Below are 19,113 nucleotides of genomic sequence, written 5' to 3'. Positions count from 1 at the left end.
GAACTGGGCTGGAGGGAAGACCAAAAAGAAAAGGGACAGGCCTGGCAGGGCCTGTCCCTTGGTGGACGGATGCTGAAGGAACACCCCGAAAGCGTCAGACCTGGTATCTGGCGAGTTCGCTCTCAAGGTTGCCGGACTTTTGCGCCAGATTCACCGACACCTCGCCAACCTCAGCCACCACGGCACCGGTTCGTTCGGAGAGTTCAGTGACCTGCTGCATCAGGCCAAAAAGCTGCTTGGTGCGGGTGGCGATGAAGGTGCTCTTGCGCACCAGGTCGGAGGAGATCTCGACCGCTCCCCTAAGGCGCGCATCGGTCTCCCCGACATCGCTGATGAGCCGCCGGGTTTTTTCTTCGATTTCACGCATTGCGGCGGCACTCTTCTCGTTGTCCCTGCAGACCTGGTCAACCCCCTGCACCACCGCCTTGACGCCGGTTCCGATCTCGACCAGAGAGTTCTGGGTCTTTGCCGCCAGGGCACGTACCTCGTCGGCCACCACGGCGAAGCCGCGGCCTGCTTCGCCGGCCCGGGCTGCCTCTATGGAGGCGTTCAGGGCCAGGAGGTTGGTCTGGTCGGCGATGTCGGAGATGATCTTCAAGATGTTGCTGATGTCGGCTGCCTTGCGAGAGAGTTCCTGGGTCTGCTGGTTCAGAATCACCTGCCGGTCCGCCTCGGTTATGATGGTGCTTCCCGCGTCATTGAGGTCTTCGACGAACCGGGAGAGGGTGGATCGAGTCGCCTCGATGGTTTCCGTGGTCGATACCGACATCTCCTCGGTCACGTCGAGGTTGACGGTGACATCCTGGGTGAGCTGATGACTTTCGCTGATGAGGCCCGACTGGCACTGGATGTTCTCGGAGAGGTTGGCAACCACCTTGGAAAGCCGCTGGCTCGCCTGAGCCGCCTCGTGCGAGGCCGCTGCCGAGTGGGTCACGCTTTCCCGGGTTGCCCGGCGCAGCACCTCCAGCGCCTGGAGGATCTTGCTGATTTCGTTGTTGCGGCGCGAGACGATCGGCTTGGCGATGTTGCCGTCGGCCAGGTCCTTGACGCAACCAAGGGTGCGCTCGATGGAGTTCTTTATTCCGACCATGTTCAAAAAGCCGAAGACAAAGCCGGCGACGATGGACACTACCAAGGTCCCGTAGCGGATGAGATAGCTGCTGCTTTGCGCAGCGTAGGCGGCCGTCAGTATGCAGAAGGAATAACAGACGCAGAGCAGAAAAAGGCGTCTTTTGATGGTGAGCCGGTAGTACTTGTCGATGAGAAAGGAAACCATGTCGCTAGCCCGAGGCGTTCCTCGGCCCTCCACACATCCTGCCTGAAAGAGCGGATCCCACTGCCAAGGGGGGCAGTGACGCCTGCTCGGTTATTGCCCTGCCCAAGCGCAGGTTTCTGGGCTTATCGACCCTTATGCGGTAAGACTTTAGCGGCGAAAGAGGGGGGACAGAGCGGGGAGGGCAAATAAGGGCGCATGAGGATTCGCCCTCTGGGGGTCTTTGTCGGTTGTGGTCCTAGCGGTCCCTGCTGCGGGTTATGCGCCCGCCGATGGCAAAGGAGAGACGTGCCAGACGCCGGTGCGGGTAGCTCGGGTCGATGACCGGGACCCCTTTGGGGCAGCTTACCAGCCCGCCGGCCTTTGCCTCGTCGAAACATTCGTGAGCTGCGTTTCTGAGCGTGTCGAAGAAGAAAAGGGCCGAGAGCATGCTCTTGTAGCAGGAGATCCCCAGCACCTCGTGGGGCTTTAAACCGCAGAAGTGAGCCCCGAAGGCGACCAGGGTGACAAAGGGGGCCGTCAGCAGGACGGTATATATCATGAGGGTCGAGCGGGCCCGAATAGCTTCCTTGGTGAGCTGTACACTGGCCCACGGATCGTCCTCTTCGTTGGAAAAGTAGTCGTAGTTGCGCACGGTGTCCTCACGGGTTTCGGGTGAACTTCCGGTTGTTCCGTCCACTCCATTGTACCGGATCGTGCAGGAAAAAAGGGAGCGGGAGCTGAAAGGGGAGGGGAGACTGCTATTTCAGGGTGTTAGCACTGCTGGCGGCATAGGCCCTTAGGCGGAGGTTGACTGGAAAGCGGGAAGGCCGGTGCCGGGAGCAGGGGATCGGAAACATAAGAAGAGTCTGGCGCTAAGGGGATGGGGATTGCCGGGGGATACGACAGCATTGCCGTTTCAATTCAGAAACGATCAGGTCCTGAATCCATTGCCTCGATTCGCGGGCTGAAGAAGGTTCCTCCCGTGATGACCGTGTTGATGGCTTCGACCACTTCTTCGACCACATTGTCCTTGAGGAGATACCCGGCGGCCCCGGCCCGCAAGGCCCGTTCCCGGTTCTCCACCGAGGCGTAGAGGGTGAGCATCAAAACCTTCACCCGGGGGAGTCGCTCGGTGATCAGCCTGGTCGCCTCGATTCCGTCCATCCCCGGCATCGACACGTCCATGAGCACCACGTCCGGCTGAAGCTCTTCCGCCAGGGCGACCGCCTCCGCCCCGTCCCCGGCTACGCCAACCACGCAGAGTTCGGGGTAGTCACCCAGGAACTGGCTCAACTGGGTGCGGAGCATCTCGCGGTCGTCCACCACTAAAATATTGATGGCCATGTGACCTCGTCGAACTCGATGGCTATGGTGCACCCCTCTCCAGGTGCACTGGTCATCGTGAAGCGCCCCCCCACCAGTTCGGCCCGCTCGCGCATGATGGTGAGACCCCAGCCGGTTTCGGTGAGCCTGGAAATGCCGGGCCGGAGGGCCATCCCTTTGCCGTCGTCGGAAATACTGAGTCTCAGCACGCAGGCTTCCCGGGCCAGGGCGATCGACACCCTCGTTGCCTTGGCGTGCTTGAGCACGTTATTCAAGGCCTCCTGCACAATGCGGAACAGGGCGATCTCGCGACCCGAGTCGAGCCTGGGAAACTCGGGCGTCGTCTGCACCGTCACGGCAATACCGGTGCGCTCCTGGTACTGCTTGGTGTAGGTCAGTACCGCCGAGACGAGCCCATACTCCTCGAGCTGGGGCGGGTGCAGGGACACCATGAGGCTGCGTACCGAGCTGTGGATGGCCTTGATCAACTGGCGCGAATCGTCCATGGTGGCCCGGAGCGCCGGTGCGGTGTCCGGACCGCTGTTGCGGTCGATGATGCCGAGGTTCAGCGTGAGGGCAGTCAACTCCTGGCCGACGTCGTCGTGGAGTTCCATGGCGATCCGCTTTCTCAGGTCATCCTCGACCACGATGAGGCGCTGTGCGTAGCGCTTCAGGGTCTCTTCGGCTTCCTTGCGGGCGGTGATGTCGAGCCCGATGCCCACGATGCCGACGACGTTCCCCTCCCGGTTCAGGTAGGGGGATTTGGTGAACAGGTAGGTCCAGGGACCGGCGGGCGAGGTGCCGCTTTCCTCGAAACACTCGGTGCTGCCGGTTTCCATGATGCGCCGGTCGTTGGCCCGTATTTGCGCCACCTGTTCCGCATCGGCGATCGGTTCGAGATCGCACCTGCCCAGGACCTCTTCCGGGCTCCTCCCGAGGAAGCGGGACATCGCCTGGTTCAGGTACCTGACCCGTCCCTCGCGATCTTTTACGCAGATGACGATGTTGGTCTGCTCGTCGATGACCTTCAGGATGCCGCGCTCCAGCATCTCGCGGGGATGGTAATCCGGGCCGGAAAGCTCGAGCAGCGCCACCAGGCCAAGCTCAGCATCGGGGAGCTGGCGACCCGCAAGGCGCAGGGGAATCGGGGCGGCGGCCCCCCGCAGCAGGGTGATCGTGCAGGCTGCGCATTGCCCCGCCATGATCTTGTCGAGGAAGCTCTGGAGGGCGGGGCGCTCCTGTTCCGGCAAATAGGTTGCCAGGGATGCCTCGGGCGGCGTGGCGCCACTGCCGAGCAGGTCCGCCGCAGCGCCGTTCAGGTGCACCACGGTGCCAGCACCGTTGAGGACAACGTGGGGGACAGGGGAGAGATCGTAAAGCTCGCCGCAGGAGATCGATCGGTCAGAACTGGAGTAGAGGTTTTCCATGGAAATCTCGTCGAGAGGCACGTGGACGGCAGAAGTGTCAGAAAATGATAGCTCGGGCCGATAAGCCCGCACTATAACAGCAATGATCCTTAAAGTACAAGAGTTGTCGCTTTTATGCCTGCGCCGGTTGCCGTCCTGACCGAAGAGGGTGCCGGAATATCTGACCCCGGCCTGTTTTCCGATCGTCCTGTCAGGCGCGGATACCCCGCCCGGGGAACCGCTTTCGGGGACCGACCTCGGCCGGCAACGCTGCGGTTGAGCGGGGAAAAATCATAATGAAAGAACTTGCAATCGGCTGCCGAATCTGTTACACAATCAGGTGCTGCTCCATTTTCCTGAAGATGGACTGGTACTTACAAAACGTCGGCCGCACGGCCGGCAGAGAACGTTCCTCGTTAGCATGAGGCGTTTGCACAAACACAGGCTACTGCCCGGAAACGTCGAAAGACGCCAATGGGTAGACCAGGTATTGCCGGCTTAAGGCTCTACTTAAGGTAGCTGGTCCCGTGGGACCTACGTTGTGCACTGCTGAAAAAACTACGAGTGGGGAATCGGATTTCGGCGCACAAGGCCGCGGTTCCCCCGCGGCCTTTTTTGTTGCCGTTTACGTCGAAAAGAAAAGGTGGTGGTTCTACACATTGGACAGTCATAGTAGCGAATATCCGTTACCCATCCCGTTCCTCATGCGGTAGCCCCCTCAAAGCCCCCTCTCTTCCTGCACGCTTTGACGGTCGCCGTTTTTCGGAACGGGACACGAGAGATGCAGGGAGTTCTTGCCTATAAAAGCAACTCCCCTTCTGTACAGATTAACCATCGGTTCGAGCCTTGCGCGCAGATCCTCTGCCCGACGGGTGCGCCGCTTGGACGCCAGGTCCGTCAGGTACCGTTGCGTCGCGGTGCGTCCTGACCCCCGGCAGCGTCCGGAGTCGCCTGCGCAGGTTCGCCCGGCAACTGCCGTCGCCCGTAAGTTCGTTGCCGTTGCGAAGGAGAGTTTCAGATGTTCATGTTTTCCAGCATTCTAACCGGCCGGTCCGCCAGCACGTCGGCCCCGAATAAAAACGTGCCCCAGGGGGAAAGCGAGCGCCGCCTGGTCGAGCTCTGCTCGATCTCGGTGCGCGACGCCCTGAAGGATCTCGACAGCAAGGCCAAGGAAGGCCTTTCCACCGAGGAGGCAGAAAAGCGCCTGGACGAGTTCGGTCCCAACGAACTGGCGCATGCCAAGCGGCTCGGGATCCTCGCCGACCTTTGGGAACGCAGCAAGAGCCCGCTGGTGATCCAGCTCCTGGTGATTGCGGCCATCTCCGGGATCATGGGCGATATGAAAAGCGCCCTGGTGGTCGGAGCGATGATCCTTCTGTCGGTGGGGCTCTCCTTCATCCTGGACCGCCGCTCGAGCAGCGCCGTGGAAGCCTTGGGAAAGAGGGTGCAGTCGCGGACCCTGGTGGTGAGGGACGGCAAGGAAGTCGAGGTGCGCATCTCCGAGGTGGTTCCCGGCGACATCGTGCTGCTGTTCGCCGGCTCGGTGATCCCCGCCGACGTGCGGCTCCTGTCCGCCAAGGACTTCTTCGTGAGCCAGTCCGCGCTCACCGGCGAGTCGATGCCGGTCGAGAAAACCGCGCACACCGAAAAGGGGCACGATACCGACCACAGCGCCTGGGAACTCCCCAATGCATGCTACCTGGGCTCCAGTGTGAACAGCGGCACGGCCCGCGCCGTGGTGATCAACACCGGCATGCGCACCCTGTTCGGCTCCATCTCCGCATCGCTTGCCGAGCGCGCCGAGGAGACCAGCTTCGACAAGGGGACCCGCTCCTTTACCTGGCTCATGATCCGCTTCATGCTGGTGATGACCTCGGCGGTCTTCCTCATCGTGGGGATCAGCAAGGGTGAATGGCTCGAGGCGCTGCTTTTCAGCCTCTCCATCGCCGTAGGTCTCACCCCCGAAATGCTCCCGATGATCGTCACGGTGAACCTCGCCAAGGGCGCGCTCACCATGGCTGCCAAGAAGGTGATCATCAAGAGGCTCCCCTCCATCCAGAACTTCGGGGCGATCGACATCCTGTGCACCGACAAGACCGGTACCCTCACCCAGGACAAGGTCGTCCTGGAGAAGTACGTGGACATCACCGGGCGCACCGACGAGGACGTCCTTACCTACGCCTACCTGAACAGCTACTACCAGACGGGCTTAAGGAACCTGATCGACCGGGCCATCATGGACCACACCGAGCTCAACGTGGAGTACTGCCGCCTGGTGGACGAGCTCCCCTTCGATTTCCAGCGGCGCCGCATGTCGGTGGTGGTGGACTACGAGGGCGACCACGTGCTGATCTGCAAGGGGGCCGTGGAAGAGATCTACGAGTGCTGCAGCCACTACCAAAACGGCGAGGAGGTCTTCCCGCTCTTCGAGATGATCCGCAACAACCTCTTCGAAGAGGTGGAGCGCGAGAACCGCGAGGGGTTCCGGGTCCTGGCCATCGCCTACCGCGAGTTCCCGCGCCAGAAGACCTCGTTCAGCGTCGAGGACGAGTCGAAGATGGTGCTTTTGGGGTTCGTGGCCTTCTTCGATCCCCCCAAGGCGCAGGCGAGCGAGGCCCTGGGGCTCTTGCAGCAGGCCGGGGTCAGGGTCAAGGTGCTGACCGGCGACAACGGGCTGGTGACCCAACGCGTCTGCACCAACGTGGGGCTCAAGGCGGACCGGATGCTGACCGGCGCCGAATTGGGCCGGCTCTCGGGCGCCGAGTTCGACCAGGTGGTCCAGGACGTGGACGTGTTCGTGAAGCTGAGCCCGGCACAGAAGGAGCAGATCGTCCGTTCGCTGCGCGGCTCGGGGCACGTGGTCGGTTTCCTGGGCGACGGCATCAACGACGCACCGGCTCTCAAGGCGGCCGACGTGGGGATCTCGGTGGACTCCGGCGTCGACGTGGCCAAGGAGACCGCGGATATCGTCCTTCTGGAAAAGAGCCTCCTGGTCCTGGAAGAGGGGATCATGGAGGGGCGGCGCGTCTTCGCCAATATCGTCAAGTACATCAGGATGGGGGCCTCCTCCAACTTCGGCAACATGTTTTCGGTGCTGGGCGCGAGCTACCTGCTCCCCTTCCTCCCCATGCTCCCGATCCAGATCCTCACCAACAACCTGCTCTACGACTTCTCGCAGACCGGGATCCCGACCGACCGGGTCGACGAGGAACTGGTGGCGAAGCCGCTTAAGTGGAACATCGAGAACATCAAGCGCTTCATGATCTGCGTGGGGCCGATCAGTTCCCTCTTCGACTACGCGACCTTTGCACTCATGTGGTACTTCTTCGCCTGCAGCGCCTACAACGCGCCGGGGGCGACGGCTGCCACCAAGGAGGGGCTCGCGCACCTGTTCCAGACCGGCTGGTTCGTAGAGTCACTTTTGACCCAGACGCTCATCGTGCATATCATCCGCACCCGGCGCATCCCATTCTTCGGCTCCAGCGCCTCGGTCCCGATGACGCTCACCACGCTCGCCATCATGGGGCTCGGAGCCTGGCTGCCGTACTCCCCGTTTGCCGCCTCGCTCAGCCTGGTGCCGTTGCCGGCGATATACTGGGTCTGGATCGTTGCATTCCTCATCAGCTACTCGCTCATTACCCACTTTGTGAAGACCTGGTTCTTCAACCGCTTTGGAGGTGACTGACAATGGACAGCTTGCTCGATGCCTTGCAGGAAGGACGTCTTCTCGAGATTCCCGAGGACTATGACAAGGAGGACTCCCTCCGCTTCCTGGCCCACATCCTGGAGGCGGTCCCCTCGCTGCCGGTGGACACCGACGTGGCCGGACTGATCCTGGCCCGTGAGGAGTCCTCGCGGACTTCTCTGGGGAAAGGGTGGGCCTGCCCCGACGCCCGGGTCGGCTTCGAGGAGGACCTGATGTGCGTCGTCGGCTGGAGTCCCAAGGGGATCGCCTATGGTGCCCCGGACGGCCGGCCGGTGAAGATCATCGCCATGTACCTGGTCCCCGAGAACCAGCGCAGCAACTACCTGAGGGAGGTTTCGCTGCTCGCCAAGGCGCTCGAGATCTACCCGGTGGAGAAGCTCGACTCGGCTGACAGTCTGAACGACATCCGTGACCACCTCCTGGACCTGATCTCGACCACCAAGGGGACGGTGGGGCCGGACTCGCGGGCCCGGATGATCCGGCTGCAGGGTAAGGTCGCGCCGGTGGAGCCGACCCCCTACGATCTGGCGAACCTGATCGTGGAGCCGATCACCATCATCGTGGGGAAGGGGTTCAAACCGGTGGTCCTGGGGCACGACCAGGGGCTGGTGGAGCACCTGGAAGGGATCTCGGGGCTGGCCGAGGAGGTCACCACGCACAGCTCCTTCAACACCGGCGGCTGGCGCATCGTGAAGAGAAAGGACGCCTCCTTCACCGGCGAGCGGTTGCTCATCGACTGCCTGGCGCTGAGGACTTCGGGGAAGAAGTAGGCTTACGGGCTACCTGAGGTACCGCGTAATAAACGAAAGGACCCTCGCAATCGGCTTGCGAGGGTCTTTTTTTAGCTCTTCCGGGATATCCGGGAAGGGTGATCTTTAGTCGGCAACAGTGCTCATACGTTCCCCCCTTTGGAAAAGGGGGGCGAGGGTGAGGGGGCTGCGCTTTGAGGACGCAGGGCCGAGCTCCCGACCTTAACCCTAAAAAAAGCCCCTCCGATCTGCGCGATCAGGAGGGGCTTTTTGTTGCCGGGACGTTCTGGCGTGCCTTACGGCAGCTCGGTCTCGCCCATCAGGAAACGGTCGCACTCGCGGGCCGCGCCGCGACCTTCGTTGAAGGCCCAGACGACGAGGCTCTGGCCGCGGCGGCAGTCGCCGGCGGCGAAGACGCCGGGGATGTTGGTGGCGTACTTGCCGTACTCGGCCTTGATGTTGCTCCGGCCGTCCTGCGCGACTCCCAGGGCCTTCGGGAGCTCTCCCTCGGGTCCCAGAAAGCCCATGGCCAACAGCACCAGGTCGGCGGGGCGCACCTTCTCGGTACCCGGCACCTGGGTCGGCACGAACTGCCCCTGGGCGTTCTTCTCCCACTTCACCTCGACGGTGTGCACCGACTTCACGTTGCCGCAGGCATCTCCCTCGAACTTGGTCGCGGTGGTGAGGAATACGCGGGGGTCGGCTCCGTACTTGGCCGCAGCCTCTTCCTGCCCGTAGTCGACCTTGTGGGTCTTGGGCCATTCCGGCCAGGGGTTGTCCTCGGCGCGGGTGTCGGGGAAGCGGGGCATGATCTCGAGCTGGGTGACCGAGGTGCAGCCGTGACGCAGCGAGGTGCCGACGCAGTCGGTACCGGTGTCGCCGCCGCCGATGATGATCACGTTCTTCCCTTCGGCGGAGATGAGCTCCACGGTTTCGCCCAGGACCTTCTTGGTGTTGGCGGTCAGGAAATCCATGGCGAAGTGAATCCCCTTCAGGGGACGCCCCTCGATGGGGAGGTCGCGGGGGACGGTCGCGCCGGTCGCCATGACTACCGCGTCAAACTCGGCCTTGAGCTTCTCGACGGGATAGTCGGCAGCGCCGATGGCGGTATTGCAGACGAAGGCGATCCCTTCCTGCTCCATGAGCCGGATGCGGCGCAGCACCACCTCTTTCTTGTCGAGCTTCATGTTGGGGATCCCGAACATGAGGAGGCCGCCGGGCTGGCTGGCACGCTCGAAGACGGTCACCTGGTGCCCCGCCTTGTTGAGCTGGGCGGCCGCGGAGAGACCTGCCGGACCGGAGCCGACCACCGCCACCTTCTTGCCGGTGCGCAGCTGCGGCGGGGTGGGGACGATCCACCCTTCCTCCCAGCCGCGGTCGATGATGCTCACCTCGATATTCTTGATGGTGACCGCCGGCTCGGTGGCGCCCAGGGTGCAGGAACCCTCGCACGGGGCGGGGCAGACCCGTCCGGTGAACTCGGGGAAGTTGTTGGTCTTTAAAAGCCGGGCCAGGGCCTGTTTCCAGAGTCCGCGGTACACCAGGTCGTTGAACTCGGGGATCAGGTTGTTGACCGGGCAGCCGCAGGCCATGCCGCTCACCAGCTTACCGGTGTGGCAGAAGGGGATGCCGCAGTCCATGCAGCGGGCGCCCTGGGTGCGGAGTTTCTCCTCGGGCAGGTGCAGGTGGAACTCGTTCCAGTCCTTGAGCCGCTCCAAAGGCTCGCGGTCGGCGGGGAGTTCGCGAAGGTATTCCATGAATCCGGTAGGTTTTCCCATAGCTCAAATCCTATTAAATCGAGGTTCGGGTCAGGGTTGAGGGGACTTCAAGCACCCATAACCATTTTTCCCTGCCTCTTAGTGTGATCGATACTGTGTCGAGGTCTTTTGGTAACCTCGGCCTTAACCTGCCTCTGTTAGTGGGCGCCGACTGCCGCGTTCTCGGCGAAAGCCGCCTCGAGGGCCGCGTCGCCGGAAAGACCAGCCGCCTCGGCACGCTCGATGGCCTTCAGAACGCGCTTGTAGTCGGTCGGCATGACCTTGACGAAGTGGTGTGCAGCGGTGCGCCAGTCGTGCAGGATCCTGGTCGCCCGGGCGCTGCCGGTCCTCTTCGCGTGCTGCTCGATCATCTCCTTGAGGGTCGCCAGGTCCTTCTCGCCCAAGAGCTCCAGGGCCACCATCTCGGTGTTGCAGCGGTTCTTGAAGTCCCCTTCGGTGTCGAGCACGTAGGCGACGCCGCCGCTCATGCCGGCCGCGAAGTTCCTGCCGGTTTCACCGAGCACCACCACGATGCCGCCGGTCATGTACTCGCAGCCGTGGTCGCCCACCCCCTCGACGACCGCGTTCACCCCGGAGTTACGTACGCAGAAACGCTCGCCTGCGATGCCGCTTATGTAGGCGGTGCCGCTCGTTGCGCCGTAGAAGGCGACGTTGCCGGCGATGATGTTCTCCTCGGCCTTGAACGGCGAGCCGTCCGGCGGGTAGACCACGATGGTGCCGCCGGAAAGCCCCTTGCCGAGGTAGTCGTTGGCGTCGCCGGTGAGTTCGAGGGTCATCCCCTTGGGGACGAAGGCGCCGAAGCTCTGGCCTGCGGAACCGTGGAACTTGAGGCGTATCGTGTCGTCGGGAAGCCCTTCGGCCCCGTAGGCACGGGTGATCTCGTTACCCACGATGGTCCCCGCCACGCGGTCCACGTTGGTGATGGGGAGGTCGGCACGCACCTTCTCGCCGCGCTCGATGGCGGGCTTGCAGATGGCGAGGAGCTTCGTCATGTCGAGCGACTTGTCGATGCCGTGGTCCTGGGCCTCGACGCAGTAGCGGCTGCCGTTGATGGCGAGCTTCGGCTGGTAGAGGATGTTCGAGAAGTCGAGCCCCTGGGCCTTCCAGTGGGCGATGGCGCGCTTGGGTTCGAGCCGGTTGGCACGGCCCACCATCTCGTTGAAGGTCCTGAAGCCGAGCTCGGCCATGATCTCGCGGACTTCCTGCGCGATGAAGCGCATGTAGTTGACCACGTACTCGGGCTTGCCGGCGAACTTGGCCCTCAGGACCGGGTCCTGGGTCGCGACCCCTGCCGGGCAGGTGTTCGAGTGGCAGACGCGCATCATGACGCACCCGAGGGTAACGAGCGGGGCGGTGGCGAAGCCGAACTCCTCGGCGCCCAGAAGGGCGGCGATGGCGACGTCGCGGCCGGTCTTCAGCTGGCCGTCCACCTCGACGATGATCCTGGAACGCAGGTTGTTGAGGACCAGGGTCTGGTGGGTCTCGGCGAGACCGAGCTCCCAGGGGAGACCCGCGTGTTTGATCGAGGAGAGCGGCGAGGCGCCGGTGCCCCCGTCGTAGCCGGAGATGAGCACCACGTCGGCATGCGCCTTGGCGACGCCGGCCGCGATGGTGCCGACCCCTACCTCGGAGACCAGCTTGACGCTGATCCGGGCGCGGCGGTTGGCGTTTTTCAGGTCGTGGATCAGTTCCGCCAGGTCCTCGATGGAGTAGATGTCATGGTGCGGCGGGGGGGACACGAGCCCCACGCCCGGGGTGGTGTGACGGGTCTTCGCGACCCACGGGTACACCTTGTGTCCCGGAAGTTCCCCGCCTTCGCCGGGCTTCGCGCCCTGGGCCAGCTTGATCTGCAGTTCGCTGGCGTTGGTGAGGTAGTTCGCGGTGACGCCGAAACGCCCCGAGGCGACCTGCTTGATAGCCGAGTTCTTGGAGTCACCCAGCTCGTTGGTCCAGGTGAAGCGCTCGGGATCCTCGCCCCCTTCGCCGGTGTTGGAGCGGCCGCCGATGCGGTTCATGGCGATGGCGAGCGCTTCGTGGGCCTCCTGGCTGATGGAGCCGTAGGACATGGCGCCCGTCTTGAAGCGCTTCATGATCTCCTCGACCGACTCGACCTCCTCGATGGGGACCGGGATGCGGATCTCGGTGTTGAAGTCCAAAAGACCGCGCAGGGTGTAGAGCCGTTCGTTCTGCTCGTCGATGAGCTTAGAGAAGACCTTGAACTCCTGGTAATCGTCGGTCCGGGTCGCCTTCTGCAGCGACTGGATGGTGAGCGGGTTGAAGAGGTGCTCCTCCCCATCCTGGCGCCAGGCGTACTGCCCCCCCGGCTCCAGCGTCGGCTCCACCGGCACCCGTTTCGGGTAGGCCTTGCGGTGCCGCTCCAGAAGCTCGGCGGCGAGGCCGTTCAGGTCGATGCCGCCGATCCGGGACGGGGTCCAGGTGAAGTAGCGCTCGATGAGCGATTCGTGCAGGCCGACCGCCTCGCAGATCTGGGCGCCGCGGTAGCTCTGGATGGTGGAGATACCCATCTTGGCCATGGTCTTCACGATCCCTTTCACCGAGGCCTTGAGGAAGTTCTTGATCCCCTTCTTGTAGTCGAGCCCCGGGAGCATCCCCTGCTGGATCATGTCCTCGATGCTCTCGAAGGCGAGGTAGGGGTTGATGGCGGTGACGCCGTAGCCCAGAAGCACCGCGAAGTGGTGCACCTCGCGCGGCTCGCCCGACTCGAGGATGATCGAGGCGTGGGTGCGGGTCGCGGTGCGGATCAGGTGGTGGTGCAGGCCGGCCACGGCCAAAAGTGCCGGGATCGCCGCGTACTCTTCGTTCACGCCGCGGTCCGAAAGGATCAGGATGGTGGTCCCCATCTCGATGTGGCGGATCGCGGTGCTGAAGAGGCTCTCCAGCGCCTTCTCCATCCCCTCGGCGCCGTCGGAGGCCTTGAAGAGCAGCGACAGGGTGGCGCTCTTGAAGCCGGGCTGGTTCAGGTCACGCAGCTTGTTGAGTTCCTCGTTGGTGAGGATCGGGTGCTCCAGGCGGATGACCCGCGCCGAGAGGGCCGAGGGCTTCAAGAGGTTCGATTCGCTGCCGATACGAACGGCAGTCGCGGTGATGATCTCCTCGCGGATCGGGTCGATGGGCGGGTTGGTCACCTGGGCGAAGAGCTGCTTGAAGTAGCTGTACAAAAGCTGCGGTTTCTCGGAGAGGACCGCAAGCGGGGTGTCGGTGCCCATGGAGCCCAGCGGCTGCACGCCGTCGGTCGCCATCGGGCCGATGATGGTCTCCTGGTCCTCGAAGGTGTAGCCGAAGGCCTTCTGGCGCTGCACCAGGGTGGACGGCTCGAGCGCCGGGGTCTTGCCGGGGCCGGGGAGGGCGGAGAGCCGCGTGTGGTTCACGTTGACCCAGTCGGCGTAGGGCTTGGCGGTCGCGAGCTCGTTCTTGATCTCCTCGTCCGGGACGATGCGCCCCTGCTCGGTGTCGACCAGGAACATCTTGCCCGGCTGCAGGCGACCCTTCTTGATCACCTTGGCGGGCGGCACCTGGAGGACGCCGGCCTCGGAGGCCATGATCACCAGGTCGTCGTCGGTCAGGTAGTAGCGGCAGGGGCGCAGACCGTTACGGTCCAGGATGGCGCCGATGATCCGGCCGTCGGTGAAGGTGAGCGCGGCCGGGCCGTCCCAGGGCTCCATGAGGCAGGAGTGGTACTCGTAGAAGGCGCGCTTGTCCTTGCTCATCCCCTCGTGGTTTTCCCAGGGCTCCGGGACCATCATCATCATGGCGTGGGGGAGCGAGCGGCCGGACTTGACCAGCAGCTCGAGGCAGTTGTCGAACATCGCGGAGTCGGAGCCGTTGTTGTCGATCACCGGCAAAAGCTTCTTGATGTCGTCGCCGAAGAGTTCACTGGAGAACATGGACTGGCGGGCGTGCATCCAGTTCACGTTGCCGCGCAAGGTGTTGATCTCGCCGTTGTGGGCGAGGTAGTGGTACGGGTGGGCGCGGTCCCAGCTCGGGAAGGTGTTGGTGGAGAAGCGCGAATGCACCACCGCAATCGCGGACTCGACAGCCTCGTCCTTGAGGTCCGGGTAGTACTGGTCCAGCTGGGCCGGCATCAGCATCCCCTTGTAGACGATGGTGCGAGTCGACATGCTGGGGAAGTACCAGTAGGGATCGACACCCTTGTCACGGATCTCGTGCAGGGCGCGCTGCTTCACCACGTAGAGCTTGCGGTTGAAGGCGTCCTCGTCGGCGCAGGAGTCCGGGCGCTTGAAGAAGATCTGCCGGATGAGCGGCTCGCCGGCCTTCGCGGTGTCGCCCAGCAGCGAGTTGTCCGTGGGGACCTCGCGCCAGCCGATGACCTCGACACCTTCCTCGCGGATGATCCGGGTGAAGATGTGCTTGGCAGCGCTGCGCTCGGTGGCGTCGGAAGAGGTGAAGAGCATGGCGACGCCGTACTCGCCGGCCGCCGGCAGTTCGATGCCGAGCTCGGGGCAGACCTTGCGGAAGAAGGCGTCCGGCATCTGGATCAGGATACCGGCACCATCGCCGGTATTGTGTTCGCTGCCGACCGCACCGCGGTGGTCGAGGTTGGCGAGGACCGTGATGGCCTGCTGAACGATCTCGTGGGATTTTTTCCCCTTGATGTTGGTGACGAAGCCGACGCCGCAGGCGTCGTGCTCGAACTGGGGATCGTACATCCCTTGCTTCTTGGGTAATCCGGTAGTTTTCATGTGATGCAACCTTTTCGGGATAGTGTTCCTGCGAGCGAGTGACGGTCCAATATAGCAACAACAGTGCCGATTTTTGCACCAGACGGTTTTACGGGAGGTTAGCGTGAAAGGGTGCGCAGCTGTCCTGTGTAAACGGTAAAAATGAAGTTGATGGTGTACTCATTTGAGTACACAGTATCGAGGAGGGTAGGGGCAGGTACACGGAACTGGCAAGGACAGAGAGTTCTTGGCGCCGTCGGATTTGTGTGATACCAACGGAGGCCGCAGGTCTTCGAAGGTGTCTCCGCTACCGGCCGTAGGGGCGAAGAACCCTTCGTCCACCTGCCAGCGGCAGTGGCGGCCGAAGGCCGAATGAGAGGATTGAATGCTCGCCATGGTGCGTCGTACGCGCCTGCCGGCGCGGCGGGCGCACGCTGATTCGCCCCTGCAGGGGCAGACCTGCGCCGTCGCACCTACCTTACTACACTGCCATCTCTGAGAACGACAGGTGATCCGGTTGTCGCGGGATGGGGAGGTCGAGGAGTAGATGTCCAAACGCGGTAAAGAGAAGAAGGCGGAGAACGTCGAGAAGCGCCGGCGTCAGATGGAGGAGGCACTGGAGTGCCAGGCGTTGAAACAGGCCGCCGAAAAAGAGATGAGCTTTGTCGCCAAGGTGCGCCCCAAACAGTGCAGTTTCGCGTACTGCCGGCGCTACGTCTCTCCGAGTTGTACCGTCTGCCCGTACTGCGGCACGCCGCTTGGGCCTGTTTTGGAGGCGCTGGCAACCTGACCCGTTAAGCCTTCAGAGGACGTCCGGCTCACACCGGCAGGGTTATCGTGAAGGTGGTTCCCACCTTTTCGGCAGATATCACGTCGATGGTTCCTCCGTGCCCTTCCACGATGCGCCGGGCGATGGCGAGCCCCAGGCCGGTGCTCTTCTCGCCGCCGGTCCCCTCTTTTCCCGCCGCAAAGGGGGTGAAGATCCGCTCCAGTTCGGCAGCGCTCATCCCGGTCCCCTCGTCGCGCACCTCGATGACCGCGGTCCCTGCGCAGGCCGTGGTGCTCACCGTCACCGTGGATCCCGCCGAACTGAACTTGACGGCGTTTCCCAGGATGTTGTTCAGCACCTGCTCGATCTTGATGGCGTCCCAGTGCACCTCGATCTCCACTTCGGCCGCGGCCTGGTGCACGATTGCGATCTGCTTTGAGTGGGCGAGGGTCGCGTTGCGCTGGACTACCTTGTCCAGAAACGGGAGGAGCGCGAAGCGGGTCCGGTGCAGTTCCAGATTCCCCGCCTCGATCTTGGTCAGGTCCAACAGGTCGTCGATCAGCGTCGCCATGAATTTGCTGGAGGTGCGGATGGCGTCCACCATCTCGAGGGTTTCCTGGTCAAGCACGTTACCCTTGGCGGTCTGCAGGTACTGCGCGATGAGCGCAATCGAGTTGAGCGGCGTCCTGAGGTCGTGCGAAGCCATGCCGAGCAGGTAGTTCTTCTGCTGGTTCAGCTCGGCCAGTTCGCGGTTTTTCTTGATCAGCTCCCGCTGCATCGAGGCCATCTGGCTGTTCAGGGTGGTCATGGCGTCGTAGGTGCTCCGGTCGCGCTCCTTGAGCCGGCGGGAGGCCACCTGGAGATCCTTCACCAGGATCCTCATGCTGTTGGTCTGCTCGTTGTTGATCCTGAGCAGTTCCTCGATCATGGTGAAGGTCGAATCGCGGGTGCCGGCGACGATCACCAGCAGGCCCCCCTCGAGCGTTGCCGCTGCGCAGTGCAGGGCCACCGGGCCGCTCCCCAGGCAGACCACCAGCTCCCAGTCAAAGGCGGCCCCGAGGCTTCTCGCCTCGTGGAAGAACTGCAGGGCCTTCCCCTGGTTCTGGTCGTCGAAGATGCTGGTGACCAGGTCGCCGGGGGCGAGGGTGGTGGCCAGCGAAAAGTCGTTTTTCAGTACGCAGTCCACCGTGTCGGCATCGTCACAGATGACGGCCAAACCCCGGGTGACCGCTGTCTCCGTGAGGCTCATGGCTGCTCCAATGCGACCAGTTCCTGGGCCAGCTTAATGGCCCGCTCGGCGTCGGGTGCCCAGCCGTCCGCGCCGACGCTCCGCCAGAGTCCCGGGTTGCGGGTAAAGGGGGCGCCTCCCACCACGATCCGGGTGCGTCGGGAGGGATCCGCCTCTCGCACCGCACGGACCAAGTCGGCGACGGTTGGGACATGGTAGGTCATGGTGGCCGAAATGGCGACCAGGTCGGGGTTGCGGGAGCAAAAGGCCTCGATCAGCTGCTCGGGAGCCACCCCGGCACCAAGGTAGTAGCTGTCCCAGCCGGCCATCTCGAAGAAGTCGTTCACCATGCGGATCCCCACCTCGTGCAGTTCCGCACCTGCACAGCAGGAGAGCACGCTTTTTCCCACCCTTTTCCCGGAGATGATCTTTGAGTAGAGCTCGAGCATGATGTTTTGGGTAACCGCGGTGCAGAAGTGTTCCAAGGCGACGGTGACCCGGTTCAGCTGCCAGAGCCTCCCCACCTCGTACTGCACCGGCTGGAGTACCTCAAGGTAGATCTGCTCGATACTGGTGCCGCGGTCCGCCTCGAAGAGGATGGTGCGGGTCGCTTCACTTCGCTCACCGGCCAGGAGCGCGGCGAGGTAGCGCCGGGCCAGGTCGGAGAGCGGGGACCCTTCCGGAAGAAAGGAGGTGTCGGCCGCCGGTTGCTGGACCAGCGCACCTAAGTACCAGGTCGATGCAGTTGCCTGCGGCGGGCGCCTGGGCGGGTTCCAGGGCGCTTGCCAGGGTATCGCGCAGCAGCTCGATCGCTCTGAGGAACCCGCCGGAGGGGTCCGTTGCGCTCCCCTGGCACCAGGTGAGGTAACTCAGCAAAAGGGTGGGGGACCGGTTCTCGAGCGCCACGTTGAGGTAGGAGAGGAAGCGGGTCGGGTCGGGAAGGTGCTCCGACTTCCCCGCCTCCTCGAACTGCCGGCTGATCTGCTGTGCCAGCAGTTCCCGGTCTGATCTGTTTTGGATACTGAACGTGCGGCTCATCGCGGTCTCCAGTTGCCCCGAACGTTACGGGGGGGGAGGGTTAGCATGCGGCGCTACCGAATAACATATCGGCACCTGTCTGTCAGCTGAAAAGAAAAAATCAGGAGGGACGGCTGCCCGGGCGGTTTCTGCTTCGGAAAGCTTTTTGTTGCCGAGGAACCCGCCCGGCTCCCCAGGGCCTGGCGGGCATACCTGTGGAGGGTGTCGAAAGAAACGAACCCCCTTTGCGGCAACAGGAGTAAAATGTGGAAGTCGGCAATCGGCCGACAGGTGCAACGCAAAGGAGGCACGACCATGGCAAACTCGATCGCAAAGGGTGGGCCGAGCCCACGCCTGTTAACCCCTCAGAATTCGTCGCTTCTGCTCATCGATCACCAACCTCAGATGGCTTTCGCTTCACACTCCATGGATGTTCAGCTGCTCATCAACAACGTAACCGGCCTCGCCAAGTCCGCCAAGATCTTCAACGTTCCCGTCGTCCTCACCACCGTGGCCGCCAAGAGCTTCTCCGGCCCGCTCTTCGCCACGGTCCAGGAGGTGTATCCCACGGTGGATCCCATCGACCGCACCACCATGAACAGCTGGGAAGATCCCAAGGTGGTCGAGGCGGTGCGTGCAACGGATCGCAAGAAGGTCGTCATGGCGGCTCTTTGGACCGAGGTCTGTCTGGCAACCGCTGCGCTCTCGGCGCTCGATGACGGCTTCGAGGTCTACATCGTCACCGACGCCTCGGCCGGGGTCACCAGCGAGGCGCACGAGATGGCGATCCAGCGCATGATCCAGGCTGGCGCCGTCCCGATGACCTGGCTCCAGGTGATGCTGGAGTGGCAGCGGGACTGGGCGCGCCAGGAGACCTACAACGCCGTGATGACCCTGGCCAAGGAGCACGCCGGCGGGTACGGCCTGGGGATCAACTACGCGAAGAGCATGCTCGGGGAGCATGCAAGCGAAGGCCAAAAGGAACTCGGCAAGTAACGGCGTGAACGGGAAGGTGGGGAGCCGCCTGCGGCACCTCCTGGTTCCCTGAATCGCCGGCGTAAGGACCGGGAGGCAGGCCGGTAAGACGCGGAGCACCCGGAGAACGCTCGAAAGGGGAGGTTCTCCCTGTGCTCAGTGCCCCGTGCCGCCAACCGGCTGCCAGCCGCACTGACCGGGGCATCA

Annotated in this window: 13 protein-coding genes and 1 riboswitch; of the genes, 4 read left to right on the top strand and 9 right to left on the bottom strand. The window is 63.3% G+C overall.

Going from position 1 to position 19,113, the window contains the following annotated elements; genetic code table 11:
• Nucleotides 1–94: 94 nt before the first annotated feature.
• The 4 genes from H7688_RS19870 to H7688_RS19855 form a co-directional block, all read right to left on the bottom strand.
• Nucleotides 95–1,276, bottom strand: a complete 1,182-nt coding sequence (locus H7688_RS19870) for a methyl-accepting chemotaxis protein (RefSeq protein WP_183362990.1) — start codon at nucleotides 1,274–1,276, stop codon at nucleotides 95–97.
• Between the two features lie 235 nt (nucleotides 1,277–1,511).
• Entirely contained in the window at nucleotides 1,512–1,952 is a 441-nt protein-coding gene (locus H7688_RS19865; RefSeq protein WP_183362989.1) for a hypothetical protein, read from the bottom strand.
• 224 nt (nucleotides 1,953–2,176) lie between these two features.
• The gene (locus H7688_RS19860; RefSeq protein ID WP_183362988.1) at nucleotides 2,177–2,599 is read right to left on the bottom strand and encodes a response regulator; all 423 of its coding nucleotides are present in this window, start codon (nucleotides 2,597–2,599) and stop codon (nucleotides 2,177–2,179) included.
• Nucleotides 2,581–4,005 carry a PAS domain-containing protein gene (locus H7688_RS19855; protein ID WP_183362987.1) on the bottom strand — a complete coding sequence of 475 codons (1,425 nt, stop codon included), beginning with the start codon at nucleotides 4,003–4,005 and terminating at the stop codon, nucleotides 2,581–2,583. The genes H7688_RS19860 and H7688_RS19855 overlap by 19 nt, the downstream gene beginning before the upstream one ends.
• 384 nt (nucleotides 4,006–4,389) lie before the next feature.
• A riboswitch (M-box (ykoK) riboswitch) is annotated at nucleotides 4,390–4,560 on the top strand.
• A gap of 442 nt (nucleotides 4,561–5,002) precedes the next feature.
• Between H7688_RS19855 and mgtA the strand changes: the two genes are divergently transcribed.
• Both mgtA and H7688_RS19845 read left to right on the top strand, forming a co-directional pair.
• Nucleotides 5,003–7,669: a magnesium-translocating P-type ATPase gene (mgtA, locus tag H7688_RS19850; protein WP_198424512.1), complete on the top strand. Its 2,667-nt coding sequence runs from the start codon at nucleotides 5,003–5,005 to the stop codon at nucleotides 7,667–7,669.
• A gap of 2 nt (nucleotides 7,670–7,671) precedes the next feature.
• Nucleotides 7,672–8,460, top strand: a complete 789-nt coding sequence (locus H7688_RS19845; protein WP_183362986.1) for a PTS sugar transporter subunit IIA — start codon at nucleotides 7,672–7,674, stop codon at nucleotides 8,458–8,460.
• A 275-nt stretch (nucleotides 8,461–8,735) separates the two neighbouring features.
• Here the strand turns inward: H7688_RS19845 and H7688_RS19840 are convergent, their stop codons facing one another.
• Together H7688_RS19840 and gltB are read right to left on the bottom strand one after the other, a co-directional pair.
• Entirely contained in the window at nucleotides 8,736–10,217 is a 1,482-nt protein-coding gene (locus H7688_RS19840; protein ID WP_183362985.1) for a glutamate synthase subunit beta, read from the bottom strand.
• A 137-nt stretch (nucleotides 10,218–10,354) separates the two neighbouring features.
• A complete protein-coding gene (gene gltB / locus H7688_RS19835; RefSeq protein ID WP_183362984.1) occupies nucleotides 10,355–14,938 on the bottom strand; it encodes a glutamate synthase large subunit in 4,584 nt (1,527 codons plus the stop codon).
• A 526-nt stretch (nucleotides 14,939–15,464) separates the two neighbouring features.
• Here gltB and H7688_RS19830 point away from each other — a divergent pair.
• Nucleotides 15,465–15,707, top strand: coding sequence for a hypothetical protein (locus H7688_RS19830; RefSeq protein WP_183362983.1), 243 nt, complete (start codon nucleotides 15,465–15,467; stop codon nucleotides 15,705–15,707).
• 28 nt (nucleotides 15,708–15,735) lie between these two features.
• Here the strand turns inward: H7688_RS19830 and H7688_RS19825 are convergent, their stop codons facing one another.
• From H7688_RS19825 to H7688_RS19815, 3 genes are read right to left on the bottom strand one after another with little or no spacing between them, the layout of a single operon-like run.
• Nucleotides 15,736–16,935 carry a sensor histidine kinase gene (locus H7688_RS19825; RefSeq protein ID WP_183362982.1) on the bottom strand — a complete coding sequence of 400 codons (1,200 nt, stop codon included), beginning with the start codon at nucleotides 16,933–16,935 and terminating at the stop codon, nucleotides 15,736–15,738.
• Nucleotides 16,932–17,513, bottom strand: a complete 582-nt coding sequence (locus H7688_RS19820) for a cobalamin B12-binding domain-containing protein (protein WP_246329901.1) — start codon at nucleotides 17,511–17,513, stop codon at nucleotides 16,932–16,934. Before H7688_RS19820 ends, H7688_RS19825 begins: the two co-directional genes overlap by 4 nt.
• Before the next feature lie 22 nt (nucleotides 17,514–17,535).
• Nucleotides 17,536–17,952, bottom strand: coding sequence for a hypothetical protein (locus H7688_RS19815; protein WP_183362980.1), 417 nt, complete (start codon nucleotides 17,950–17,952; stop codon nucleotides 17,536–17,538).
• A gap of 243 nt (nucleotides 17,953–18,195) precedes the next feature.
• On the opposite strand from H7688_RS19815, the gene H7688_RS19810 reads away from it, so the two are divergent.
• Nucleotides 18,196–18,927, top strand: a complete 732-nt coding sequence (locus H7688_RS19810; protein ID WP_308470315.1) for a hydrolase — start codon at nucleotides 18,196–18,198, stop codon at nucleotides 18,925–18,927.
• The last annotated feature ends 186 nt before the right edge of the window (nucleotides 18,928–19,113 follow it).

Source organism: Geomonas limicola (assembly GCF_014193675.1).
GTDB classification, from domain to species: Bacteria; Desulfobacterota; Desulfuromonadia; order Geobacterales; family Geobacteraceae; genus Geomonas; species Geomonas limicola.
This window is presented reverse-complemented; position numbering and strand designations above follow the sequence as displayed.